This is a genomic window from Lactonifactor sp. BIOML-A5, from assembly GCF_009677585.1.
GTDB lineage: Bacteria > Bacillota > Clostridia > Lachnospirales > Lachnospiraceae > Lactonifactor.
Genome location: NZ_WKYV01000002.1, coordinates 130,737 through 155,048, shown reverse-complemented (window position 1 = coordinate 155,048; position 24,312 = coordinate 130,737). Strand labels below are relative to the sequence as shown.

The 24,312-nt window shown below is 47.3% G+C and carries 19 protein-coding genes; 15 read left to right on the top strand and 4 right to left on the bottom strand.

What is annotated here, in order from left to right:
- The first annotated feature begins 25 nt into the window (after positions 1–25).
- The 4 genes from GKG41_RS02175 (at position 26) to GKG41_RS02160 (ending at position 9,569) form a co-directional block, all read left to right on the top strand.
- A complete protein-coding gene (locus tag GKG41_RS02175; protein ID WP_154256794.1) occupies positions 26–2,029 on the top strand; it encodes a glycoside hydrolase family 31 protein in 2,004 nt (667 codons plus the stop codon).
- Positions 2,030–2,055: 26 nt separating this feature from the next.
- Positions 2,056–8,613, top strand: coding sequence for a bacterial Ig-like domain-containing protein (locus GKG41_RS02170; RefSeq protein ID WP_173015505.1), 6,558 nt, complete (start codon positions 2,056–2,058; stop codon positions 8,611–8,613).
- A gap of 211 nt (positions 8,614–8,824) precedes the next feature.
- Positions 8,825–9,022 carry an HPr family phosphocarrier protein gene (locus GKG41_RS02165; protein WP_072850517.1) on the top strand — a complete coding sequence of 66 codons (198 nt, stop codon included), beginning with the start codon at positions 8,825–8,827 and terminating at the stop codon, positions 9,020–9,022.
- Positions 9,023–9,185: 163 nt separating this feature from the next.
- Entirely contained in the window at positions 9,186–9,569 is a 384-nt protein-coding gene (locus GKG41_RS02160) for a DUF1801 domain-containing protein (protein ID WP_154256790.1), read from the top strand.
- Between the two features lie 48 nt (positions 9,570–9,617).
- On the opposite strand, the gene GKG41_RS02155 is transcribed toward GKG41_RS02160, so the two are convergent.
- On the bottom strand, positions 9,618–9,764 hold the full coding sequence (locus GKG41_RS02155; protein ID WP_154256788.1) for a hypothetical protein: 147 nt from the start codon (positions 9,762–9,764) through the stop codon (positions 9,618–9,620).
- 130 nt (positions 9,765–9,894) lie between these two features.
- On the opposite strand from GKG41_RS02155, the gene GKG41_RS02150 reads away from it, so the two are divergent.
- The 3 genes from GKG41_RS02150 (at position 9,895) to GKG41_RS02140 (ending at position 13,962) form a co-directional block, all read left to right on the top strand.
- A complete protein-coding gene (locus GKG41_RS02150; RefSeq protein ID WP_347563264.1) occupies positions 9,895–11,112 on the top strand; it encodes an FAD-dependent oxidoreductase in 1,218 nt (405 codons plus the stop codon).
- A 50-nt stretch (positions 11,113–11,162) separates the two neighbouring features.
- The gene (locus GKG41_RS02145; RefSeq protein ID WP_154256786.1) at positions 11,163–12,977 is read left to right on the top strand and encodes an aryl-sulfate sulfotransferase; all 1,815 of its coding nucleotides are present in this window, start codon (positions 11,163–11,165) and stop codon (positions 12,975–12,977) included.
- Between the two features lie 343 nt (positions 12,978–13,320).
- On the top strand, positions 13,321–13,962 hold the full coding sequence (locus tag GKG41_RS02140) for a Crp/Fnr family transcriptional regulator (RefSeq protein WP_154256783.1): 642 nt from the start codon (positions 13,321–13,323) through the stop codon (positions 13,960–13,962).
- Here GKG41_RS02140 and GKG41_RS02135 read toward each other — a convergent pair.
- The gene (locus GKG41_RS02135; RefSeq protein ID WP_154256781.1) at positions 13,959–14,735 is read right to left on the bottom strand and encodes a nucleoside phosphorylase; all 777 of its coding nucleotides are present in this window, start codon (positions 14,733–14,735) and stop codon (positions 13,959–13,961) included. The two genes, GKG41_RS02140 and GKG41_RS02135, sit on opposite strands and share 4 nt — an antisense overlap.
- 7 nt (positions 14,736–14,742) lie before the next feature.
- Positions 14,743–15,327 carry a TetR/AcrR family transcriptional regulator gene (locus tag GKG41_RS02130; protein ID WP_154256779.1) on the bottom strand — a complete coding sequence of 195 codons (585 nt, stop codon included), beginning with the start codon at positions 15,325–15,327 and terminating at the stop codon, positions 14,743–14,745.
- A gap of 169 nt (positions 15,328–15,496) precedes the next feature.
- On the opposite strand from GKG41_RS02130, the gene GKG41_RS02125 reads away from it, so the two are divergent.
- The 3 genes from GKG41_RS02125 (at position 15,497) to GKG41_RS23690 (ending at position 16,780) form a co-directional block, all read left to right on the top strand.
- The gene (locus GKG41_RS02125; protein WP_154256777.1) at positions 15,497–15,991 is read left to right on the top strand and encodes a hypothetical protein; all 495 of its coding nucleotides are present in this window, start codon (positions 15,497–15,499) and stop codon (positions 15,989–15,991) included.
- Positions 15,992–16,113: 122 nt separating this feature from the next.
- The gene (locus GKG41_RS02120; protein ID WP_154256775.1) at positions 16,114–16,629 is read left to right on the top strand and encodes a hypothetical protein; all 516 of its coding nucleotides are present in this window, start codon (positions 16,114–16,116) and stop codon (positions 16,627–16,629) included.
- A gap of 19 nt (positions 16,630–16,648) precedes the next feature.
- On the top strand, positions 16,649–16,780 hold the full coding sequence (locus tag GKG41_RS23690; protein WP_279235161.1) for a hypothetical protein: 132 nt from the start codon (positions 16,649–16,651) through the stop codon (positions 16,778–16,780).
- A 98-nt stretch (positions 16,781–16,878) separates the two neighbouring features.
- Here GKG41_RS23690 and GKG41_RS02115 read toward each other — a convergent pair whose 3' ends face one another.
- A complete protein-coding gene (locus GKG41_RS02115; protein ID WP_154256773.1) occupies positions 16,879–18,324 on the bottom strand; it encodes an HD domain-containing protein in 1,446 nt (481 codons plus the stop codon).
- Positions 18,325–18,605: 281 nt separating this feature from the next.
- On the opposite strand from GKG41_RS02115, the gene GKG41_RS02110 reads away from it, so the two are divergent.
- The 5 genes from GKG41_RS02110 to GKG41_RS02090 all read left to right on the top strand — a co-directional run bounded on the left by GKG41_RS02110 (position 18,606) and on the right by GKG41_RS02090 (position 24,308).
- Entirely contained in the window at positions 18,606–19,589 is a 984-nt protein-coding gene (locus tag GKG41_RS02110) for a LacI family DNA-binding transcriptional regulator (RefSeq protein ID WP_154256771.1), read from the top strand.
- Between the two features lie 248 nt (positions 19,590–19,837).
- Positions 19,838–21,160: an extracellular solute-binding protein gene (locus tag GKG41_RS02105; protein ID WP_154256769.1), complete on the top strand. Its 1,323-nt coding sequence runs from the start codon at positions 19,838–19,840 to the stop codon at positions 21,158–21,160.
- A 75-nt stretch (positions 21,161–21,235) separates the two neighbouring features.
- Positions 21,236–22,108: a sugar ABC transporter permease gene (locus GKG41_RS02100; protein ID WP_154256767.1), complete on the top strand. Its 873-nt coding sequence runs from the start codon at positions 21,236–21,238 to the stop codon at positions 22,106–22,108.
- 3 nt (positions 22,109–22,111) lie between these two features.
- On the top strand, positions 22,112–22,942 hold the full coding sequence (locus GKG41_RS02095; protein WP_154256765.1) for a carbohydrate ABC transporter permease: 831 nt from the start codon (positions 22,112–22,114) through the stop codon (positions 22,940–22,942).
- A 22-nt stretch (positions 22,943–22,964) separates the two neighbouring features.
- Positions 22,965–24,308: a glycoside hydrolase family 172 protein gene (locus tag GKG41_RS02090; RefSeq protein ID WP_154256763.1), complete on the top strand. Its 1,344-nt coding sequence runs from the start codon at positions 22,965–22,967 to the stop codon at positions 24,306–24,308.
- Positions 24,309–24,312 lie beyond the last annotated feature (4 nt).

The window sequence follows — 24,312 nt, the reverse complement described above, 5'->3', positions numbered from 1 at the left end:
CCGGTACAGCGGAAAGGAGAACAAAATGTTTCGACAGGAAAATGGAAGGCTGATTTATACCTATGACGGGGAAACGATGTGGATAGAACCCTGGGGAGAGAACAGTCTGCGCATCCGGGCCACCAAAAACCGGGCAATGGAGGACACTGACTGGGCCCTCCTCCCACAGCCGGAGCAGGAGACAGAGATAAGAATCGAAAGCCGGGAGGCGGAACTGAAAAACGGAGGAATCCGAGCAGTCGTAACATGGGCCGGAAAGCTTCTCATCTATAACCGGGCCGGAAAGCTTCTGTTAGAGGAGTATATGAGGAACCGAAAGGATGTAACAGACAGCAAATGCAGCGCCATTGAAGTGGAGGCCAGGGAGTTTCAGCCTATCCCGGGGGGCGATTACCATCTGACTCTGAGGTTTGAGTCCCTAGACCCTGAAGAAAGGATTTATGGGATGGGCCAGTATCAGCAGCCCTACCTTGACCTTAAGGGAGCGGACCTGGAGCTGGCCCACCGGAATTCACAGGCCAGTGTTCCTTTTGCCCTGTCTTCCAGAGGGTATGGGTTCCTCTGGAATAATCCCGGAGTGGGACGGGCTGTGTTAGGCAAGAACATTACCAGCTTTGAGGCCTATTCCACCAAGCAGATGGATTACTGGGTGACAGCGGGGGATACTCCGGCTGAGATTGAGGAACAGTACGCCCGTGTGACGGGTACCGTGCCCATGATGCCGGAATATGGCTTAGGCTTTTGGCAGTGTAAGCTGCGCTATCAGACCCAGGAGGAACTGCTTTCTGTGGCCAGGGAGTATAAGAGAAGAAACCTGCCCATAGATGTGATCGTTATAGATTTCTTCCACTGGCCCAAACAGGGAGATTGGAAGTTCGATCCCGTGTACTGGCCGGATCCCGATGGGATGGTGCGGGAACTAAAAGATATGGGAATAGAGCTTATGGTATCTGTCTGGCCTACGGTGGACAGAGAAAGTGAGAACTATCAGGAGATGCTGGAGAAAGGCTATCTCATCCGCACAGACCGGGGCTTCCGGGTGGGGCTGGACTTTGAGGGGGCTACCATTCATTTTGACGCCACCAACCCTGGAGCCAGGGAATACATCTGGGAAAAAGCCAGAAAGAACTACTATGAAAAAGGAATCAAGATCTTCTGGCTGGATGAGGCGGAGCCGGAGTATACCGCCTATGATTTTGACAACTACCGGTACTATCTGGGGCCAAATCTCCAGATTGGCAATATCTATCCGGTGGATTATGCCCGGGCGTTCTATGAGGGAATGGAGGCAGAGGGACAGAAGAATATTGTCAATCTGCTCCGGTGTGCCTGGGCAGGAAGCCAGAAGTACGGAGCCCTTGTCTGGTCCGGAGATATTGCTTCCAGTTTCTCCAGCATGAGAAACCAGCTGGCTGCCGGCCTGAACATGGGACTTGCGGGGATCCCCTGGTGGACGACTGATATCGGGGGATTTCACGGAGGGAATCCCAACGATGAAGCATTCCGGGAGCTGTTCGTCCGCTGGTTTCAGTGGGGCGCTTTCTGTCCGGTGATGCGTCTCCACGGTGATCGGGAACCCAGACAGCCCCAGGTGGGCACCACGGGAGGGGCAACCTGTTGTTCCGGGGCAGCCAATGAGGTTTGGAGCTATGGGGAGGAGGTCTATGAGATCTGTAAGAAATATATGGAGATTCGTGAAGCTCTCCGTCCCTACACCCGGGAACTGATGGCGGAAGCCCATGAAAAAGGGACTCCGGTGATGCGGACACTGTTCTATGAATTCCCGGAGGATGAGGAGTGCTGGAAGATTGAGGATGAATACTGCTACGGCAGTGATATTCTGGTTGCTCCGGTGCTTTACCCCGGAATTACTGTCAGAAGTGTTTATCTCCCTGCCGGACCAGTCTGGACGGAGTATGCTACAGGAAGAAGATATAAAGGCGGTCAGCGGGTTGAAGCAGTTTGCGGAAGGGATACCATTCCGGTATTTCTGAAGGATGACTGTCAGCCGTTACCCATAGATAGCTAATGAAGAGAAAAGGAGGAGAAAAGAAGATGAGGAAAACCAAAAGTTTCTGGAAAAAGGCTGTTGCCGGACTGTTGAGCACAGCAATGGCTGCCGGAGGTGCTTTTTCCACGGGGCTGGGAAGCGTTGAGGCGCAGGCAGCCGAGATGCCTGCCCTGACCGTGGATTTTGGGGACACAACCGGGGATATTCTTCACGGTGCTGCCGGATTCCTGTACGGGGTCAGCAGCGAGGATGTGCCTACCACGAATACACTGGTGCCCCTGAAGCCGAAGGTATTGTGTACAAAGGGTGCGCTGGGAACAGAACACCCCTACGGAGATGCCCTTGACGTGGCCAAGACCTTCCTGGAATCCGGGGGAGAGCAAGTCATGATGTACAACAGCAATTATTACGGAGTGTTTGGTGTAACTGCCAATTACAAAGAATATGCAAATGTCCTGGAGACCATCATTGCCCCTGCGGTGGTAGAGTGGAAGGAAGCCTGGAAAGAGGACCATAAGGATGACAATCTGAAGGATGTGGATATTGACAAAGCAATTGTCTATATCCCCATTAACGAAGGTACTCCTATCCAGGGCACTGATACGAATACAGCCTGGAAAGCCTACTATGAGGCAATCAAGGCAGGGGATCCGGGTGCAACCATTGCCGGCCCCAACAGCGCAGCCTATAATACCCAGTTCAGCGGAACCAATATGCGGGGACATATTCAGTATTGTGCGGATAATAACTGTATGCCCGATATCATAACCTGGCATGATCTCCAGGTGGATAAGCTGAATGGACTGAAATGGGAGATGCAGGACTTTAAATCTATCTGGAATTCTACAAACTGGACAAAATGGAAGGAAGCGAACCATACGGATCAGGATCCGGAGATTCCGCAGATCTGCATCAACGAGTATGCCGACTTCTCTGACTGCGGTGTTCCCGGGCGTCTGGTGAACTGGATTGCCCGACTGGAGGATGAAAAAGTATACGGGTGCCTTCCTTTCTGGCATCAGGCCAATAACCTGAACGACCTGACAGCGGATGCCAATGAGGGGAACGGAGCATGGTGGCTGTATAAATGGTACGGGGATATGTCCGGAGAGACAGTAAAGGTATCTACCAATACCAGCTACGAACAGTTATATGGTGTAGCTTCCATTGACAACACAAAACAGAGCGCTACCACGCTTCTGGGAGGAATCGATGGATCTGCCAACGTAAATCTGCTGAACGTGGGAAACACAGAGGCATTCAAGGGACAGGGCATGGTACATGTTAAAGTACAGGCTACCGCTTTTTCCGGATATCACGGGGCACAGAACCAGACACCGGTTATCATGGAAGGGGCTCTTCCTGTGAATGAGGACGGCAGTGTGGCCTTATCTCTGAATAACATGAAGTTTTCCACGGCCTATAATGTTACGATAACAAAGGTGTCTGAAGGAGAAGAACTGACAGATGCAATGGTAAACCGTTATCAGAAGGTGTACGAGGCCGAACAGGCCGAACTGGGAACCGGGTGCATCACCAAAGGGGAGACGTTCAACCCCAACTACTATCTCTCTGACGGTTCCATTGTTTCCATGCCTCAGGATGCAGTTATGACTTACACCATAGAGGTCCCTGTAGACGGAAAATATAAACTGGATTTTATCTACGGAAACGGAACGGGATCTACCAGAAATAATATGAGTACCCACAACCCCCAGAACATTATGCAGAGATTTTCCATTGATGGACAGGAACCGTCAGAGGAAATGATGAAGAATACACTTCTGGAAAATATGACAGGTATTCATACTTTATACGGGGATCTGTCAGCAGGCACCCACACCATCCAGATTCAGACAATGGGAGATGGCACGGTTTGGCATGATGCACTGACTGTAACCTGGGCGGGAGCCAAGGATGTGGCTCTGGAAAAGTCAAGGGATCTCTATGAGGCCGAACAGTCAGATTTCAATATTCTCCTGGGAAATACGGACACAACAGTGAAAACTGAGAACAGCATTTCCGGGTACTCCAGCAATGGATATGTAACCGGACTGGATAAGAGAACAGTAGGAGAAGGCGGAGGTATCCGGTGGAACGTAGTCGTAGAGGAAAGCGGACTGTACAACATGACCTTCCGCTATCAGTCAGCGGCAGCCGGCAATATCCATATATATACAGGCAATACGGCGACTACGCTGGACAGACTGAGTAAGACCGTTTCGGCGGAAGCTGCCCAGGGACAGTGGAGAGAAGCAACGGCTTCCGTTTATCTGCAGAAGGGCATCAATGTCATTGACGCAGATGCAGATGCGGATATGGCACTGGACTATATGAAGGTACAGGCAGTAGACCAGGGAGAATACCCAACGGCAATTGAAGCAGAGGACTGCATTCCGGGTGGCTCTTCCATTGAAGTGAGAGACAGCAGCATGGCTTCCGGCGGCAAATATGTGGCCGGTATGGAAGGCGATGCCAATGCGGCGGCGGATATCAACAAATATCTGGAAATCCGCTACAATGCGCCCCAGGCAGGTGTCTATGAACTCCAGGTGTTCCAGTCCAACAATGATATCTGCGGTACACACTCTTACAATACCAAGATCATTGACAAATATGCATCCTTCCAGGTAAATGGACAGGATCCCCAGAGATACTTCTTTATCAATACCTTCTCAGACGATACCTTTAAAGAGAAATCCATTCAGGTTCGTCTTGACGCAGGAGATAATGTAATTAAGATTTTCAACGATGACAGCTGGACCGTAAAATGGGGAGGAAGTCAGTCCACACCGGGAGAAAATGTATTAGACAACTATGCGCCTAACTTTGACCGGTTTATTCTGACGCCATTGACTCTGGATACACCGATTGCAGTACCTGATACTTACAGCATTCAGGTAACCACTACTGCGGCTGGTTATGCTACCGTTGACAAAAATGCAGTGGAGCAGGGAGGCAGCTTCCTGGTAACGATGGCTCCGGAAAAGGGACTGGCAGATGTGCTGGTGGATGGCGTATCTAAAAAAGATCAGGTACAGGAACAGGGAGACGGTGCCTATACCCTGGAGATCCCGGATGTACAGGCAGATGTACAGGTAAAAGTATACTTTGAAGAAGCCAGCGGCGAACACCGGGATGTGTACATCACTAATGCAGGCTTTGGTACAGGGAATACCTATGGCTGGGAAGCGAGCAGCGAGGATGCGGTATCCGTGGCAAAAGAAATTGCAAACAGCTACGAAGGCTACTATGCCCGCGTTGAGGGGGGCAGTATTTCCCAGACCCTTCAGGGGCTGGAGGCAGGAAAATATATCCTTCATGTTTATGCAAAGGGAGAGAATACAGAGGGAGAAGCTCTGTTATGTGCAGGAGAGACCACCCAGGCAATGAATCTTTCGGAAGAATATGAAGAACAGACAATGGTTATCAATTTGCAGGATAAGGGCGATGTCTTAATTAAAGCAGATGCTGCGGGGCTTACTAAAGGAACCTTATACTTGGATAACTTCTCACTGGAAAGAGTATATCAGAGGGATGAAAGCCTGATTTCACAGGAACTGGAATACTTTGTAGACTGCGGAGATCACAATCCGGATACACTCAGCCCCGGAGAAAAATTTGGAAAACGCAATCAAGTTACGGATCAGATTTTTGGAGAGGACATCCGTACGGGATATCAGTGGGGTGTGGTAACCTCAGAACAGGATCAGGCTATTGCAGCGCCCTCCGGAAGCAAAGGCGCTTACACTACTTACCAGTGGGCTAATGAAAATAATAAAGCAGACCTGCAGGACAAAGAAACATCCTTCCGCTATGCGCATAATCAGGTGGAAAACGGAATCAATCCCCGCTATGTCAAATACCGCTTCCAGCTGGAGCCGGGAGACTATAGGGTAACCGCAGGCATGGGGAATCAGTGGAACAACTCCGGAAATCCCGATGTATATGCAGGGGAGACCAAATTAAATGAAACCCCTCTGAATATCAGCAGCGGCGCCGCTGTTGAGGTAAGCGGACAGGTGACAGTCCCACAGGGGGAGGAATTCCTGGATGTGTATGCTCTGTCTAAGGATGCCACCATTAATATGAACTATATCACCATAGAGAAATGGACAGAGCCGCCCAAGATGGAACTGGCATATTTCACAGACTGCGGAGATCACGATCCCTCCACATTGAGCGAGGGTGAGGAATTCGGATACGGTAACAGTGTAACCGAGCAGCTGTATCAGGCAGATCCCGGCACCGGCAGGATGTGGGGACTGAAGGTAAAGGATTCAGACCTAGACACCACAGGCACACCTGCAGGGTCCAAGGCAATATTCACTAAATACACGTGGGCCGATGAGCGCAGTACCGGCGATAATCAGCCCAAGGAATCCACTTTCCGCTATGCAAGGGGTCAGGACGTGGCATTCCCGGATGCAGGTCAGCGGCCAGGGATCGACTATGGCTATGAGCTGGAAAACGGCACCTATCTGGTACAGGTGGGGATCGGCAATCCGTGGAGCAATGCGTGGAGGACAGCAATTACCCTAAACGGGGGGTTGGCTACAGACACTCCCACGGTTGGGATACCCATGAATAAGACAAATGTAATTGAAAAACAGATACAGGTAACAGACGGAAATCTGGATATTCATCTGAGTTGCCCGGACGCCTGCGTTACTGTTAATTACATTAAGATTTACAAATTAGAAGAAGCACCGGAAGAAGTAGTATTGGACTCGATTGAAGTAACTCCTCCTGCAAAGGCCGAATACGAAATCGGGGAAGAACTGGAGCTGGAGGGACTGGCAGTTACTGCAAAGTACAGTGACGGCAGCCAGCAGGAACTGGAAGCAGGCAGCTACACCCTGGAAGGCTTTGACTCCGAAACTCCGGGTCAGAAGACTATAACCGTCAGCTACACAGAGGGTGAGGCGACAAAGACTGCAGAATTTACTGTAACCGTAAAGGAAAAGGAAGAACCGGATAAGACTCTTACAGGAATTACTGTGACACCTCCGGAGAAAACAGAATACGAGATCGGGGAACCCTTCGACAGCACTGGCCTGAAAGTTATGGCCCAGTATTCCGACAATACAGAAGCCGAAGTGAAAGATTACACCGTTTCTGAAGTGGACACCTGCAAGGCAGGGGAACAGAAGGTTACCGTAACCTATCAAGAAAAGACGGCAGAATTCACGATCCTGGTAAAGGAGAGAGTGCTCACAGGAATTGAAGTGATTGTACCTGACAAAACAGATTACCTGGTAGGAGAAGACTTTGATCCCGCCGGTATGGTAGTAAACGCTGTCTACAGCAACAAGGTAAAAGAAGAGGTTTCTTCTGAAGAGTATACGGTGGAAGGCTTTGATTCCGCAGAGGCAGGGGAACAGACAATCACCGTAACCTATCAGGAGATGAAGGCAGAATTCACGGTAAATGTAAAAGAAGAAACACCGGAACCAGTGTTATCTAAGGTAGTGCTGACCCCTCCGGTAAAGACAGAATATGTGGTTGGGGAAGCCCTGGATCTCACTGGATTGGCCGTATATGCCCACTACTCAGACGGCAGCTATACGGAGCTCACTCCAGAGGATTACCAGATCACAGAATTAGATACAACCGTACCGGGCATCCACTATGTGACGGTTACCTACGGAGAGATGGCTGCAGAATTCATGGCAGTGGTAGCAGAAGCTCCAAAACCGGAAGTGACAAAGATTGAAGTGAAGGCTCCGGATAAACTTACCTATCAGGCAGGGGAAACACTGGACACAGAAGGAATGATTGTAACCGCTTATTATGCAGACGGAAGCCAGGAAGAGGTAACGAATTACACCGTGAGTGAATTGGATTCATCCACTCCGGGAGAAAAGACCATTACCGTAACCTATGGGGAAGCCGCCGCAGAGTTCACAGTTACGGTGGAGGAAGCAGCGAAATCCCCCCACTGGGAGCAAGACCGCAACGGCTGGTGGTATAACAACGGAGACGGTACCTGGCCAAAGAACACCTGGAAGCTGATAGACGGAGACTGGTATTACTTTGATAAATACGGTTACCGTGCCGAGGGCTGGGTGCTGGATGGCAAGACCTGGTACTACTGTGACGAAAACGGTGTGATGCAGACGGGCTGGCTGCAGCTGGGAAGTACCTGGTACTACCTGAAAAACAGCGGAGCCATGGCAACGGGCTGGCTGCAGGATGGAACTGCCTGGTATTACCTGAAAAACAGCGGAGCCATGGCCACAGGCTGGACAAAAGTGGGAAGTACCTGGTATTATCTGAAAAGTAACGGAGTCATGGCAACGGGCTGGCTGCAGGATGGAAATACCTGGTACTATCTGAAGAGCAGTGGAGCCATGGCGTCGGGCTGGGTACTGGATGGAAACACCTGGTACTATCTGAAGAACAACGGAGCGATGGTGACCGGCTGGGCAAAAGTAGGAAGCGCCTGGTATTATCTGAAGAGCAGCGGAGCGATGGCTACAGGCTGGGTAAAAGTGGGAAATACCTGGTATTACCTGAGAAGCAGCGGGGCCATGGCCACCAGTACATGGATAGGAAACTACTATGTGAACAGTTCCGGCGCCTGGACAAAGACAAGATAACAGCAGCAATCAAACTTGATTCAATACCTATCAAAAGTGAGGAACCGCTACGGAGTATGAAACTCCGGGGCGGTTTTTCTTATGTGTCTGGATTAAAGACTAAGCAGGCAGGAAATGATAGGGTTATCCGCCATACTTTTAAAATTTTGAGTTTCAACTCAGGAAAATCTGGATAGAATAATAAGAAAGCAATAATTGAAGAGGTGAAAATTTGAAGACAGAAACGATTATTTTTCATTCTCCAGAAGAGATTGTTCAGTTTGTGGAATCTGTTCAGAAATATGATTTTGATGTTGATTTAAAGTATGGTCATATAGTAGTAGACGGAAAATCTTTACTGGGAGCGCTGGCTGTGGGTACAAACCACAAGGTCGAGGTATGCATGCACACCGGGGACAGCGCGGTATAGGAATTAAAGAAAGCTGGGGCATAAATGAAAGTTTATAGATGCCTTGGCTTTTTTATTTTGTAAATTCAAAGCTGCGTTTCTGGATGAAAAGCAGTAGATTTTTCCATGGTATTCTTGTATTCTAGAGACAGAAGCAGATACGCATAGAGACAAAGGAGGAACCATGCAGGCAGATATAAAGGAATATATAGAAGGCTTTGAACCGCCGGTGCAGGCGTATCTTCTGGAGATGCGGCGCATAATCCTGGACACGATACCGGAATGTACTGAGAAGATAGCCTGGGGCGCCCCGGCTTATTATCTGAACGGGTATCTGCTGCAGATTGCAGCGAATAAGAAGCACCTGGGATTCTATACAAGCCCGGGTACACTGGAAGAATTCAGGGAGGATCTGGCTGTCTATAAGACAAACAAGAAGAACACAGTGCAGTTTCCTTATGATACGAAACTGCCGGAAGCGTTGATTCGCAAAATGATTCAATTCAGGAAGAAAGAGAAGCTTACAATTTTGGATGGGAAAAAGAAAGAGACTACAGTACGATTTTAGCCAATGCTCCCAGGAGTGCATTTGGCGGCCACTGCGCGCCCTGTTCCGTTAAATATCATCGGGAAGATGAAGGAAGCGGTGGAGCTGTTTGGATAAGGCATAACCTGCCCTCCTCAGGGATGGCAGGTTATGCCTTTTGTGTTTCTCCTGCATTTCTTTCATATACTTTATAAGCTGCAGATTTGTATTTGCCAAAGCAAAGCCTCCTTTCTGTACATGATTCTTATCCTAACAGATCTACAGCTGAGAGGTCAGCGCAGAAAACTTATAAAATATTAGGCTGCTGTTGGAGCGCCAACAGGTGATTTTTTCTGAAGGGATTACAATGAGAATAGAAATCAAGAAGAGTGAGGCGGTAAGTATGAATGAACAGTATGATGTAATCATTATAGGCGGGGGCCCGGGAGGTCTGACCGCTGCCATATATGCCGGCCGGGCCGGCAGAAAGACACTGCTGATTGAGAAGGGCAGCTACGGAGGCAGGGTAAACACAACGGCAGAGATTAGAAATTATCCCGGAACAGTCCGCGAGAGCGGGGAAGGGCTGATGCAGAGATTCCGTGAGCATGCGGAAAGCTTTCCCACGGTTTCTATGAAGCGGACCACAGTTACAGGGGTGGAAAAAGAGGGGGATATCTTCACCGTCCATACCAGAAGAAGAGGGGATTTTCAGGCAGCATGCGTTATTCTGGATCTGGGAACCAGGCCCCGGGTTCTGGGGATTCCCGGGGAGGAAGAGTTTGCCGGCCATGGGGTTGCCTACTGTGCCACCTGTGACGGGGAATTTTTTAAGGATAAAGAAATTTATGTGCTGGGAGCCGGGGATCAGGCCATTGAGGAGGCGGATTATCTCACACGTCTGGTTAAAAAGGTTACGGTGATTGTTCTCCACGAGAAAGGACATCTGGACTGCAATGAGTTAGCAGCCCAAAAGGCTTATGAGAACCCCAAAATTGATTTTGTATGGAATGCAACGCTGGCTGAAATCCGGGGCAGGGACTGGGTGGAATCCCTGATGCTGAAGAACGTTGTGACAGGAGAAATGAGGGAGGTAAAGACAGAAGGACTCTTTTCCTTTGTGGGCATGGTGCCCCAGACAGACTTTGTAAAGGAGCTGGTACACTGCGATTCCTCCGGGTACATTCCTGTGACAGATAAGATGGAGACCTGTATACCGGGGCTCTATGCAGTTGGGGATTGTACCCGCAAATTTTTGAGGCAGATTGTGACATCTGCCGCGGACGGGGCTGTGGCAGCAGAGGCTTCCGGCCGATATACCAGTGAATTAGAGCAGATTCGGGGGATATTAAGTCCGGATTCAGGAAAGACAGTCTTTGTATTCTATAATCCCTACCACAGCGAGGAGATTGAAAAGGTGACAAAGCTGGAGAGAATGCTGGGGGAAAGCCAGAAGGTTTACCGCCAGGATATTACACGGCAGAGTCTGCTTTATCAGGAGCTTGGCCTGAAAGAGACTGTGGCGGCAGCATATTATGAGAATGGACAGCTGATAAAGACAGAGAGCTTTCAGCTGTCTAAATAAAAGGTGAATATAGCCTGAGAAGCAGGCAGGAAGAATGGAGGATATGAATTATGGGACAGCCGCTTGTTTTTCCCCACGGGGTAACTGTATACCAGCCGGAAAAGTGCTGGAATGGATATACGATAGTTCCGCTAATTAACGACGGAGTCTTGCTGTTTGACATGAACGGAAATGAGATCAGGAGATGGAAGATGCATGCCATGCCGCCTAAACTCCTTCCGGGGGGATACGTAATGGGACTTTCCGGATACCGCCACCCCGATTACGGCATGCAGGATGGGGTAAATCTTATTGAGATAGATTACGACGGTAATATTGTTTGGAGTTTTGATCATTTTGAGGAGATTGATGACCCGGGACGGGATCACCGCTGGATGGCAAGGCAGCACCATGACTACCAGAGGGAAGGGAACCCGGTAGGCTATTATGTGCCGGGAATGGACGCAAAGCCTTTGGATGGAAATACCCTGATTCTGGTACATCAGACCATCAGGAATCCGGGGATCTCCGACAAAAAACTTCTGGACGATGCAATGATAGAAGTGGACTGGGAGGGGAATATACTCTGGAAATGGTCTGTCAGCGAACATTTTGAGGAGCTGGGGTTTGACGAGGCAGCCAGAAATGTGCTGTTTCGGGACCCCAATCTCAGAACCTCCGACGGAGGCGTGGGTGATTATCTCCACATTAACTGTATGAGCTATCTGGGGCCAAACCGCTGGTATGATTCGGGGGATCAGAGATTCAAGCCGGAGAATATTATTTTTGACTGCAGAGAGGCTAATATTCTGGCAATCCTTGATAAGGAAACAGGAAACATTGTCTGGAAGATAGGACCGGACTTCACGGCCGCCCCTGAACTCTTGAAGCTGGGGTGGATCATCGGTCAGCATCATTTTCATATGATTCCCAAAGGACTGCCAGGGGAGGGTAATCTTCTCGTCTTTGACAACGGAGGCTGGGCCGGATACGGTACGCCCAATCCCGGCTCCAGGATCGGAACCAAAAATGCGCTCAGGGACTACAGCCGTGTGCTGGAGCTGAATCCGGTCACGCTGGAGGTGGTATGGAAATTAACGCCCAAGGAACTGGGGCACGCTATTCCCACAGATGCCAGCAAATTCTACAGTCCTTATGTGAGCAGCGCCCAGCGCCTGCCAAACGGAAATACACTGGTCACGGAGGGATCGGACGGAAGGGTGTTCGAGGTGACGCCGGAATATGAGATTGTATGGGAATGGATTTCCCCTTACTATTCCCACAATGAAAAGGGCCCGAAAAACAACATGATTTACAGGGCATATCGGTATCCCTACGACTATGTGCCCCAGGAGCCAAGGCCTGCGGAGATCCCCATAGTCCCTGTAGACAACACTGCCTTCCGTGTCCCGGGTGCGGGAGCCCTGGGGGCCAAAACAGTGGTTGACGTGGAAGGGACTCTGCCCTACTATGACGATGTTGCCCTGTGCGTAGCTACAGACGATGAAGAAGATATGACAAAACGGGAGAAGGTGTTTACCGTAGACACCGACTTCTTCCGGCCGATCACGATGCAGGAATGGGAAGGGGAAGTGCTGAAGGAGGAAGAAATCCCTGTCCTTGTGCTTTTTGGGGCGGAGCGCTGTGTCCACTGCAAGGCACTTCATCCGGTGCTGGAAGAGGCTTTGCAGGAAGAATTCCAGGGGCGGTTCAAGGTCTGCTTTGTGGATGTAGATGCCGATAAGGCATTGGCAGAAGCCCTGCATATAGGCGGTATTCCTGTGGTGGCGGTATTCTGCAGAGGAAAAGAAGTCCTCAGATTCCAGGGGGAGAAAGACTACGACGATCTCTGTGATATTTTGGACAGAGGGCTGCAGCAGTTTTGAATTTCCGGGGCTCTTGCCTGGCGGCAGGGCCCCTTGGGGCCTCTGCCATAGAGATGCTCTAAGACAAAGCCGGCGTTCCCTGGGGAGTACCCCTTATATGGGACAGGCAAAACCTGCCCCATTTTCGCTGTTTTCGGCCTGCTCTGCCGGAAAAATCTTCTCCGGGTATGCCGGTTTTGTCCTGGGGCATCTGTGCAGTACACTTTGAGGACAGATTGCATTCCCCCCGGATATAGAGTATGATGATGTTAACCTTTAATGTACCGCAAACGCAGTGCGCCTGTCTGCAGGGGATGCGTTGAGAGGTGCCCGTGGGTAAGTTTTCCATCAGGAGGAAGGAAACATGCATCAGCCCCCCTTTGCCGATCTTTGCCGGGAACACGAAATCTACAGCCGGTATCTGAAATACAAAACCTATAAAGCAGCCAGCATCATCTATTCTCTGGGGGATCCCATCGATGCCTTTGGGATTGTAACAGACGGAATCCTGAAAGCGGAGACAGATACCGCCGGAGGGGAAGAGATGTGCAGTGCTTACTTTGAGGAAAAGGATATATTACCTGAATTTTTATACTTCTCTGGCAGGAGATCCTACACCTATAATCTGGTGGCGGCCAAAAGAACTACAGTAGCCTGGATGCCTGCCTCCAGGTTTGTTGAGATGATAGAGGAGGATACCCGGATGATGTACTCACTCCTTCTCTACGTCTCTCAGAGGGGGCTGAAAAATCAGCTTCAGCTTAACTGTCTGAATTATCAGACCATTCGTCAGAGAGTGGCCTTTTGGCTGGTGGGGATGGATCATCTTTATGAGGACGGACAGATTCCCCTCCCTGTGTCACAGACTGTATGGGCCAACAAGCTGCACGTAAGCAGATCTTCCCTGAATCAGGAACTAAAGAAGATGGAGGCCCTGGGATATTTCCGGAGAAATCCCCGGGGGCTGAAACTGCTGGATGCGGAGGGGCTTTCCGGTCTGCTTTAGGGTGCAGACGAGAGCGCCAGACCGCATTCCAGTGCAAGTGCCATATAATTATCTGCTCCGGAAAGACCGTAATCTGTCAGATCCCTGGGCTGCCATACGCCCCCGTCGAGGCTGTCCGCACCGTAAAAAAACTGGGCGAAAGGAACCTTTCGGTATCTGGATACTGCCAGCAGTGCGGAGTACTCCATATCAACAGCAATGCAGCCCTCTTTTTTGCGCTCTGAGATCCGGGGGGCGGTCTCCCGGTATATGGCATCTGTAGTCCAAATCATTCCGGACGTATAGGGACAGCCCCAGCGGTCCATACAGCTTTGAAGGATGAGGCTGCTCGCTGCATCAGGCTTTAACTGCATATCTCCGGGATAATAATGGTAGCTGGTGCCCTCATCCCGGACAGCTCCGGTGGGAAGGATCAGACGATTCCCCACCTTTTTTTCGTCCAGGACTCCGCAGCATCCGAAAAAGACAAAGCGTTTTCCGCCCATAGCAATGATCTCTTCCAGCCCGCAGATACAGGCCGGAGCACCTACCAGAGAGAGATAAAAGGCTAATCTTCTGCCTCCGTAGGTGATCTCATAGACTGGATTTCTGCCGTTGGCAGTATATAACCAGGCAATAATCCGAACGCCGTCCATGGATGCGAACTTATCAATGATAGCTTTGGAAAAGGTAGAGATACATACCTCCGGAAAACCGTTTACTGGCTGGACAGAGTCTTCCGGGTTAATTACGGCTGCAGAGGGCAGCTCCTTCTTATAAAATACAGACGTCATAGGGGATTCACTCCTTTCCTGTAAGTATCAGCCGGATCTGGCTGAGGATTCTTTTTGGTATCCGGGGATCTACCGGCATAAGCTTGCTGTACATGCGTACCCCCTGATAGGAGAACAGTATCAAGTCAATCACTGCCTCCGTATCCACAGGCAAAAATTCGCCTCTTTTTATCCCGTATTCCAGTAAACGTTCCCACATCTCTGCAGACTGACGGTACTGCTCATACATGGAATGGTCATCCCCGGAGTATTCAGGGCTGCTGAAAAACTCATACAGTGCAACACTTAATGAACTCCCGGCATCTGCCATCTCCGATTCGTAGCGTTTCAGCACCTCATCCAGGATGTCACCTGCGGGAACACCCTGTTCCATCTTACCGCCGAAATCGTCGGCCTGCTGTCTCATAAGGGAGTCCACGATTTCTATGAAAATCTCCCGTGTACTACCGTAATGCCGGTACAGGCCTCCCCGGCTCAGGTGCGTGCGTTCACAGATGTCTTTCATTGTCACATCTTTGAATCCCTTTTCTGCAAACAGCTGACAGGCGCTCTGACAGATTGCCTGCCTGGTTCTTCTTCCCTTCTCTCCCATAGTACAACCTCCAATAAGCGACATGAATGTCTCTATATTATGAGACATATGTGTCGCAAAGTCAAGAGGATTTATTTAAAACTTTTACAGGTTATTTACTCCATCCCCACAAGGTATTTAACCCGTCCGGCATATACTTGTCTCAGTAAAGGAGAGGAAGTGAAAGAAAATGCAGATTACCAGGCAGAAAATAATGGTCATTTTACTGATAGTTCTCTTATTTACAGGGGGTGTGTTCTGGCTTTTTTTCCGGCCTGCCCAGGTATCCCCTGTTCAGACCGGAAACGGCATGGTCCTGGATATGGATGCAGAGGATTGGGAAAATCAGCTGGAAGGCCAGGCAGAGGCAGAAACTTCAGGCATTAAGATACCCGGATATGGAACAATTACTTTTCCGGCAGATGAAAAAGAGGTACAGCTCACCCTTGCTAACCCAGAAGAAAATCCCTGCTATTTTCAGTTTGTCATCGCACTGGATGAAACAGGGGAAATACTTTATACGTCAGACCTTATCGAACCAGGAAAAGCCATTAAGAATCTTACGCTGGCCCGAGGCCTGGAGGCAGGAGAACATGAGGCAGCGATTCAGGTTCACACATTTTCCCTGGATACGCAGGAGAGGATGAATAATGCAGTGGTACATACCAATCTTTCAGTACAGTGAAAGGAACGGTTAATACAGATATCCGCCCGGGAGTTATCTGTTTTAATAGAACAGCAAGTCCGGAGGGAGTTATTCCTGCCTCCGTCTGCAAATTCCATATATTATGAGGAGGAAATATTTTTATGAGAAAAAAATTAGCAGCAGTGTTAACCATGGGCCTTATCTTAGGGACATCCGGATCTGTTTACGCGGCAAATCTGGAAAGTTCAGAGACACAATTCACTTGTACAGTAACCAATGAGCCTTCCTATACGGTCAGTATTCCGTCCAGCGTTACTATGGCTGCAGATGGAACAGACGTGGATATTACAGTGACAGATGTAAATAATCTTCAGGATGGGCAGAAGGTTTCCGTGACCGTGGCAGGGACAGACTTTTCTTTTGACCAGCTGGTTTTGAGCGGCAGGGACTCCGGTGGAATAAACAGAATCCTGGGGTATAAGATTCAGAGACCGGACGGCACCTTAATAGAGTCCATTGCAAACGTATCTGTGGCCAAAGGACAGGAGATTGTGTCCTTCACAGAAGACGGGACAAAGACATACAGAGCAATTCCCGAGATCGGACCTACGACAGTAAAAGGAGTTACCTATACCGGCAGCCTTACCTATGGAATTGCGGTGGCAGACGCCGAATGAAACAGGGAGATCGTTCCTGATGAACCTGGGTCACAACAACCTGCTTATCCAAAAGAAGGGCAAAACAGAGCAGGCGTGTGGTCCCCCTCAGGGGTATGGGGATATGGGAAGACTGGGTACGCAAAAACAGCAGATACCGGGGACGTCATGAAGGCGCCTGTCTGGCTGCTGGTGTGTATACTGGGAGCAGCCGGGATCGTCTGCTTTCGAAAAAAATGCATCTAGATGCTTAATGAATACGGGCTTCCCTTACCGGGGAAGCCCGTATTCTCTGAGGATACAGAAACGGGTGGAATAAAGGCCGGACATAAGGGAGGCCGGGCTGTCACAGAGCAGTGAAGGCGCTTTCCCCTCTTCAATTACAGTAATGCCTTCCTGCATCCGCCGTATCTTCATCCGCCGGATATCCCCCTCCGTGAGGCCAGAGGTATTCCCGAGACGTTCAAGCTCTCTGCAGAAGACTTCCCGGGGCAGCTGGCCGGTAAAGTTTCCCAGATGCAGGATGGGAACTGTCTCACAGGCATCATCCAGGAGGTTTTGATAGATGGGATGTTCTTCCAGACGCTTCATTAATTCTTCTTTGCTGTTAAACGTAATGGATATTTCCCTGTTCTCTGTGAGATCCAGCTCCTGATATTTCAGCAGGAGCTCCTGAAAGATATCCGCATAAGGGGAATACCCCATAGATACATGATGCAGGCTGTCCCAGAATGCCCGGTCTGTGAAATACAGAAATTCTGTCTTCCCACTGTGCTTTTTGACATATTGGAGCAGGACATCCGGAGAGGGGTATTCACTGGTATTCCTGGAAATAAACACCTCCGTCAGAGAACGGGCCATGAATTCCAGGATCGCCACGTGGCGGTTAAAGAAAACCTGAGTGTAGGAAAAATACCGGTTCATAAGAAACTGATCGGCAATGGAGATCCCTTTCGAGTGAACACCGATGATCTCCGCATCCTGATACATGGTTCTGGCCAGACTCCTGAGAAACAGACCCAGCTCAAAGCCGCCGTAGCTGGTTCCGGAAAAGGTGGCATCCCTCATAATATAATCGATTCGGTCGGCATCCAGCTCCGAGTGGATCAGCTGCACCAGGCCAGAGATGCCGGGATTGCGCTCCACATTTCCGGTAATAATGTCACAAATATTATCAATCTGAATCAGGGAGGATCCCCCGCGGTGTTTCTCAATAATTCTAATAATATCTTCATCATGGCGGATGACTTCTCTGGTAATGTGCTCATGGTGAAATGGATTGGGAGATTCCTGCATGTAGTCCAGGCTGGGATGATCCAGGCCATTCAGACTGTTTTGTACCTTGTGCTTCTGATTCACAAGAATATTTTCCGGATCCCGGGGGAGTGATTTGTAAGCCTGTTCTCCCACATGAGAGAGGGGATAGTGCCCGATATCGTGAAGAAGGCCTGCCAGCCGCACCAGCTGCCGCTCCTCCCCTGTATAGTTCAGCTGTATGGCCATCTGGTCGGCAATGTACATAACCCCCAGGGAATGGATAAAACGGGTATGCTCTGCGCCGGGAAAGATCCAATTGGTCAGGCTCAGCTGCTTGATGCTCTGCAGGCGCTTGAAGACGGGGAGCTCTATAATCTCCTTCTCCACAGCAGTATATTCAATAAATCCATGTACATTGTCCAGAATCTTGTCTACAAAACGGATGTCATATCCACTCATCGGTTCACCTCATATCCAGTCTTTTTATCATATTTGGCTCGGTTATTGCTATTATTTTGTATTTATTCTATCATCAGGTGCTTGTGAGATCCAGTACAATATATGTCCTTCCGGCAATACACGGGGATTCGCGCAAAAAGCAGAATATTGCACCCTTCGCCGGATGGCTGTGAATCTTACAGAACAAAATAGAGAAAATGTATATTGACAACTTGATTTCACGGGAATTATACTTCGTTATAGCAGCGATTATTTGCAGATAAGAAAGAAGGAGAAAAGATATGGCAAGCATCAGAGATGTTGCAAAAGAGGCGGGGGTAGGGGTCGGTACAGTATCAAGATTTCTAAATGACAGTGGTTATGTATCGGAAGAAGCAAGAACGAAAATTGAAGATGCAATGAAAAAGCTCGACTATACACCGAATGAGCTGGCAAGGAATCTTTATCATAAAAAGACAGGAATTATTGCAGTGCTGGTGCCGAATGTCTCTAACCCTTTTTTCGCAGAATTTGTGGATTGCGTAGAGTCAGAGCTGTATAATGCCGGATTTAAAATGATGCTGTGTAATACAGAAAAAGAAAGTAATGCTGAACTGGAATATTTAGATATGCTGAATCGGCACATTGTTGACGGGGTAATTACAGGCGTCCATTCTTTGAAGGTAGAAGAATACAAGAGAATCCATAAGCCGATTGTTGCTTTGGATCGTTACCTTGGAGAAGAGATACCGGTGGTAGCGGTTAACCATAAGGAAGGCGGAAGGCTTGCGGCGGAAACCTTAATTGAGAATGGATGTAAAAAGATTTTGCATTTTATTGGCAATACAAAGGTGGAATCTCCCTATCATGAGAGGCATTATGAGTTCGAGAGAATTATGAAGGAAAATAATATCCGGACAATTTGCTATGAACTGGAATGGAATCGGCTGGACGCTCAGTATTACAGAGAGGCAGTAAAGGATGTTATGTCCCAAAATATAGACTTTGACGGCGTTTTTGGGGTTGACAGGCTGGCCATAGAATGTATGAATGAAGTAATAAGAAGGCATAAAAAGGTTCCAAGAGATGTAAAATTTGTGGCTTACGATGGAACATATATTACAGAAATGGTTGAACCGGAATTAACAGCAATCGTTCAGCCAATAGGAGGGCTGGCAAAAGAATCTGCCCGCTTAATTTGTAAATTAATTAATGGCAAAATTTATAAAGACAAAAATATTATATTGAATGTAGAATTAAAGAAGAGAAAAACAACAATTGTTTAAGAGAAAAGCAACAAAAAGTAATTAGAAAATTTTGTAATTATGTACAAAATATTGTATAAGACATAAAAAAACATTGACATCGGGGAATGAAAGAATATAATGAGATTAAAGAAATCGAATAGTGCACATTCGTGTTGTAAGTGTTGTGGAACGCGTTCCACAGCGCTTACAAAAAGATTCGGGACATATTTTATTTTTTTATCAGGTATGGAACGGGTTCCACAACACTAATTTTAAGGAGGATAATTATGAAAGTAAAGAAACTTAGAAAAATTTTTTCTGCAATGTTGGTAAGTACATTGTCATTGAGCCTTATGGCGGGCTGCGGAGACAGCAGTAACGAAACTAAAACAGATGAAAGCGGTGCAACAGTTATTAAATTTGGCATTCATGTGGCAAACCCGGAAGAACAGGAGCCGGTTACATATAATATTGTGCAGGCATTTAATAAAGCAAATGAAGGGAAATACAAAGTAGAATTTGAGGCGGCTGACACAGAAACACATTCAAAAAATATGAAGCTGAAGGCAGAAGACGGAACACTTCCGCAGATTTTCTGGATTGAGGGATCTGAAGCTTCCGAGTACAGTGAAGCAGGTGTGTTGATGGATCTCACAGAGTTTTTAGATGAAAATACTGAGATTAAGAAGGCTCTGGGGGGAATGGAGGCAGCGTTTAAGGACGATAACGGACAATTTGGTCTTCCATATCAATGTAACGTACAGGGTATATTTTATAACAAAGAACTCTTTGATAAGGCAGGAGTTTCTTATCCCACAGATGATACAACTTATGATGAGTTTGTTGAAATGATCAAAGCATTAAAGACAAGTGGAGTTACTCCATTGGCAATTGGAAGTAAGAACAGTGGTTTTGCCATGTGGGAGTTTAATGAATTTCTGGCCAGATATGGGTGGGAAGATAATATTGAGAATATTCTATCCGGATCAGATAAATTTAATAATGCAGAACTGCTTGCTTGTTTTGAAAAGTTAAAGGGCCTGAAAGACGCAGGTGCTTTCCCAGACAACATGGCGACCATTGAATATTTTGATGCTAAACAGCTTTTCGACGGGGGAAGTGCAGCAATGTTCGGGACCGGCCAGTGGGATTGCGCAGAGTTTGATGAGAACATTGGCGATAAAATTGGTTTCTGGTGGGGACCAAAGTTTACGGACACACAGGCGGAACAGAATATTGCGATGAAAGTTCCGTCTGCACCTATTGGTGTCAGTGCAGCGGTTGCGGATGACGATAATTTAAAAGAGGGTGTTTATAAATTCCTCAGCTTCTATTATGGAGAAGAAGCGGCAGAATTATCCTATGAAGGCTCTATTTTCCCGGCAACCAATTATGAGGGTGTGGCAGCATCTGATTCACAGTATGCTATGAACGCAATGCTTGAAGCACTTGCAGATGGCTGGGAAAGTCCGGAAGCAGCGCCGGACCTTACCGTTCGCTCGGCAGTACAGGAAGCATTGTATGATGGGATTTTCGGAGTACTTCAGGGAACATATGAACCCGCTGAAGCGCTGGATAAGATGGATACAGCATTGGCAAACAGTCAGTAATATATAAGGATTCTGCCAGCTGCTTAGGATGAAATGGCATCTGGCAGATATTTCTGTAAGAAATGGGGTAACCGTATGCATTGGTTAAGTAAGAAAAGATATAAAATTGGTCTCATGATTCCCACATTACTTGTGTACAGCGTTTTTATTATATTACCGATTGCTATTGCTGTTTACTATAGTTTTACAAAGTATTCCGGAATCGGAAAACCAAGATTTACGGGTATAAAAAATTATGTAAGGCTGTTTCAGGATGAATTGTTCTGGATCTCATTCAGGAACACGATGGTTATGTTTATTCTGGCTTTTGTGTTATTGCTTACATTGTCCTTTTTGATTGCGTTGCTGCTGAATCATAAGCTGAAAGCCGTTGACCTTTCAAAAGCATTAATTTTTTCGCCGGCCATTATCGCTCCAATCATTGTAGGTATCATATGGGTTTATATATTGGATCCGAATATCGGTATTTTAAATAACCTTTTGGACGCAGTGGGAGCAGGTGCGCTGAAACAAAAATGGATTGGCGGTGAGTCTTTATCACCGTACAGTATCGCTATTATTTATTTCTGGCAGCAATTGGGATATCTTGTGACAATCTTTATCGCAGGGCTTAAGATGATTCCCATGGATATATTGGAGGCTGTTAAGATTGACGGGGCAAGTGGTCTTCAGGAAATACGCTATGTAATTATTCCCATGATGCGGACAACGATTTCTACGGTAGCAGTATTGATTATCACAGGAGTATTTAAGATCTTTGAAATTGTTCAGCAGACGACCGGAGGAGGGCCCAATCATTTATCAGAGACGCTGGTAACATACAGCTATTCACAGACGTTTTCCAGCAGTGATTATGGATATGGAATGTCTCTGGCGACAGTGACGTTTTTACTTTCTCTTTTGATAACAGCTGTTTATTCGGTTCTGACAAGGGAAAGGGAGGGATAGGATATGATCAATAAAAGAAAAAGGACAGGTATGTATGTTTTAATGGCATTGAGTACAGTACTGGTTGTATTTCCTTTTATATGGATGCTGATTCTCTCTTTTAAGACAAATTCAGAGATATTATCTTCGCCATTGTCCCTGCCAAAGACACTGAATTTTGACAATTATAAGCATGCACTGGAGGTATTGAATTTTCCTAAATTGTATGGAAATACCATATTTGTATGTGCTGTTTCCCTGGTTACAGAGCTGATTATTACGTTTTTAAGCTCGTTTGTATTAGCAAGAATGGAATTTAAAAGTGCAAAAACAAGGAAATTATTATATGGGTTTTTAATCATGGGATTGTCCATATCTCCATTTATTCTCTTGTTTCCTGTATATAAGATTAATGTGTTTTTGGGATTAAGAGGAAAGATGGCGTTAATTTTCCCTTATGTTGCAACATCTATTTCGTTTAATACATTATTGTTGGTGGGATATTTGAAGGCATTGCCTGCGGAGATAGATGAGGCGGCTGTCATAGATGGCTGTTCTATATGGGATCTGATGATGAGGGTGATTCTGCCCATGACAAAACCGGTAATTGCTACGATTGTAATATTTAATGTCCTTTATATATGGAATGAATTCCCGTTTGCATCTGTTATGTTAAGGGATGCTTCGGATTATACATTGTCCATGGGTGCATCCTTCTTTAAGGGAACGTATACCGTAGACTACGGTGGAATTGTGGCGTCAAGCGTTATGATCATTATTCCGGAATTAATATTCTATGGACTTTTCCAGAAAAATATTGTAGAGGGTATGACTGCCGGCGCAGTAAAAGGCTAAAACGAAAAGGAGAGAATAAACTATGAGTAAAGTATCAGGATTATTTCAGGATTTAACAACAATTAAGAAAGCCAGAAACGGAAGACTTGCAAGTTGGGATCAGAGAGGGAAAAATCAGGATTACTGGGAGATACCGGCGAAAGAAAGCATTGTACTGGGTGAAGTAGAAGGGCCTGGGTGCATCACACATATATGGATGACTTCATCCTGCCGAAAAGTAAAGGCGCCAAGTATTCTGGATCCGGTCCTGAATGCATCTGCGGCTCCGGTTATGGAGATTCACCCGGCGCTTGGTGTTATCTGGGATGATTATGATCCCTTTTATTATAGAAAGGCACTGATTAAAATAACATGGGATGATCAGGATACTCCAAGTGTCCTTGCGCCTTTGGGAGATTTCTTCTGTATAGGTAACTGCTATCCGGGAAACTTTAGCTCTCTTCCGTTTAACGTATCTCTAAAACCAGAAGAAGCCGGACGTTATGGGGCACCCTGCTCTGTATCATGTTATTTCCCCATGCCATTTAATAAAAAAGCAAAGATTGAAATCGTGAATGAAAATGATTTGCCATTCATCTTATATTTCAATATTGATTATGAGATGTATAGAGAGCCTTTGGACGAAGAGACGGCATATTTTCATGCCTGCTGGAGACGTGAAAATCCCTGTGACGGATGGGGTCCGGATGTGCAGACCAATTCGCCCGAAGTAAATAATGTAACAAACTTGAAAGGCGAAGGGAATTATACGGTTCTGGATGTAGAGGGGACGGGCCATTATGTGGGATGTAATCTGACAGTGAAGCATTACCAGGGAAGCTGGTGGGGCGAGGGCAACGATATGTTCTTTATTGACGGAGAAGAATATCCAAGCCTTAACGGCACGGGAACAGAGGACTATTTTAATCATGCCTGGGGAATGCAAAGAAATGCATATCCATTCTTTGGAACAATTGTCCATGAGGGCGATACCGATGGGTTCCAGGTATCATACAGATTTCATATTACGGATCCCGTTCGCTTTGAAAAGAGTTTAAGGGTAACAATTGAGCATGGACATGCAAATCATTTATCCGACGATTGGAGTTCTACCGCTTATTGGTATCAGACCCTGCCCACAAGTAAGGAAATTACGATTCTTCCCGTGGAAGAAAGACTTCCGAATGTTCCGACTCTGCCTTCAAGAGAACTTAATCTGCCGGAGATGACAGATGAGATGAAGGCCGCAAGAGAGTCATGGGCAAATCGTTGGGAAGAATACAGTCCCGCAAGACAGAAACAATTCAGAATAAAAGAAGAAAAAGCACGTCGTGAGTCTAAGCTTAATACAGAATTTGCCAAAAAACTTCGTGATGAATATAGATAACGTG

Excerpts from the sequence above, each read along its gene's own strand:
- GKG41_RS02100 (WP_154256767.1), top strand. The coding sequence starts at position 21,236 with ATGCATTGGTTAAGTAAGAAAAGATATAAAATTGGTCTCATGATTCCC.
- GKG41_RS02145 (WP_154256786.1), top strand. The coding sequence starts at position 11,163 with ATGGGACAGCCGCTTGTTTTTCCCCACGGGGTAACTGTATACCAGCCG.
- GKG41_RS02135 (WP_154256781.1), bottom strand. The coding sequence starts at position 14,735 with ATGACGTCTGTATTTTATAAGAAGGAGCTGCCCTCTGCAGCCGTAATT.
- GKG41_RS02130 (WP_154256779.1), bottom strand. The coding sequence starts at position 15,327 with ATGGGAGAGAAGGGAAGAAGAACCAGGCAGGCAATCTGTCAGAGCGCC.
- GKG41_RS02090 (WP_154256763.1), top strand. The coding sequence starts at position 22,965 with ATGAGTAAAGTATCAGGATTATTTCAGGATTTAACAACAATTAAGAAA.
- GKG41_RS02140 (WP_154256783.1), top strand. The coding sequence starts at position 13,321 with ATGCATCAGCCCCCCTTTGCCGATCTTTGCCGGGAACACGAAATCTAC.
- GKG41_RS02160 (WP_154256790.1), top strand. The coding sequence starts at position 9,186 with ATGCAGGCAGATATAAAGGAATATATAGAAGGCTTTGAACCGCCGGTG.
- GKG41_RS02175 (WP_154256794.1), top strand. The coding sequence starts at position 26 with ATGTTTCGACAGGAAAATGGAAGGCTGATTTATACCTATGACGGGGAA.
- GKG41_RS02110 (WP_154256771.1), top strand. The coding sequence starts at position 18,606 with ATGGCAAGCATCAGAGATGTTGCAAAAGAGGCGGGGGTAGGGGTCGGT.
- GKG41_RS23690 (WP_279235161.1), top strand. The coding sequence starts at position 16,649 with ATGAACCTGGGTCACAACAACCTGCTTATCCAAAAGAAGGGCAAAACA.
- GKG41_RS02105 (WP_154256769.1), top strand. The coding sequence starts at position 19,838 with ATGAAAGTAAAGAAACTTAGAAAAATTTTTTCTGCAATGTTGGTAAGT.
- GKG41_RS02115 (WP_154256773.1), bottom strand. The coding sequence starts at position 18,324 with ATGAGTGGATATGACATCCGTTTTGTAGACAAGATTCTGGACAATGTA.
- GKG41_RS02125 (WP_154256777.1), top strand. The coding sequence starts at position 15,497 with ATGCAGATTACCAGGCAGAAAATAATGGTCATTTTACTGATAGTTCTC.
- GKG41_RS02095 (WP_154256765.1), top strand. The coding sequence starts at position 22,112 with ATGATCAATAAAAGAAAAAGGACAGGTATGTATGTTTTAATGGCATTG.
- GKG41_RS02120 (WP_154256775.1), top strand. The coding sequence starts at position 16,114 with ATGAGAAAAAAATTAGCAGCAGTGTTAACCATGGGCCTTATCTTAGGG.
- GKG41_RS02150 (WP_347563264.1), top strand. The coding sequence starts at position 9,895 with ATGAGAATAGAAATCAAGAAGAGTGAGGCGGTAAGTATGAATGAACAG.
- GKG41_RS02170 (WP_173015505.1), top strand. The coding sequence starts at position 2,056 with ATGAGGAAAACCAAAAGTTTCTGGAAAAAGGCTGTTGCCGGACTGTTG.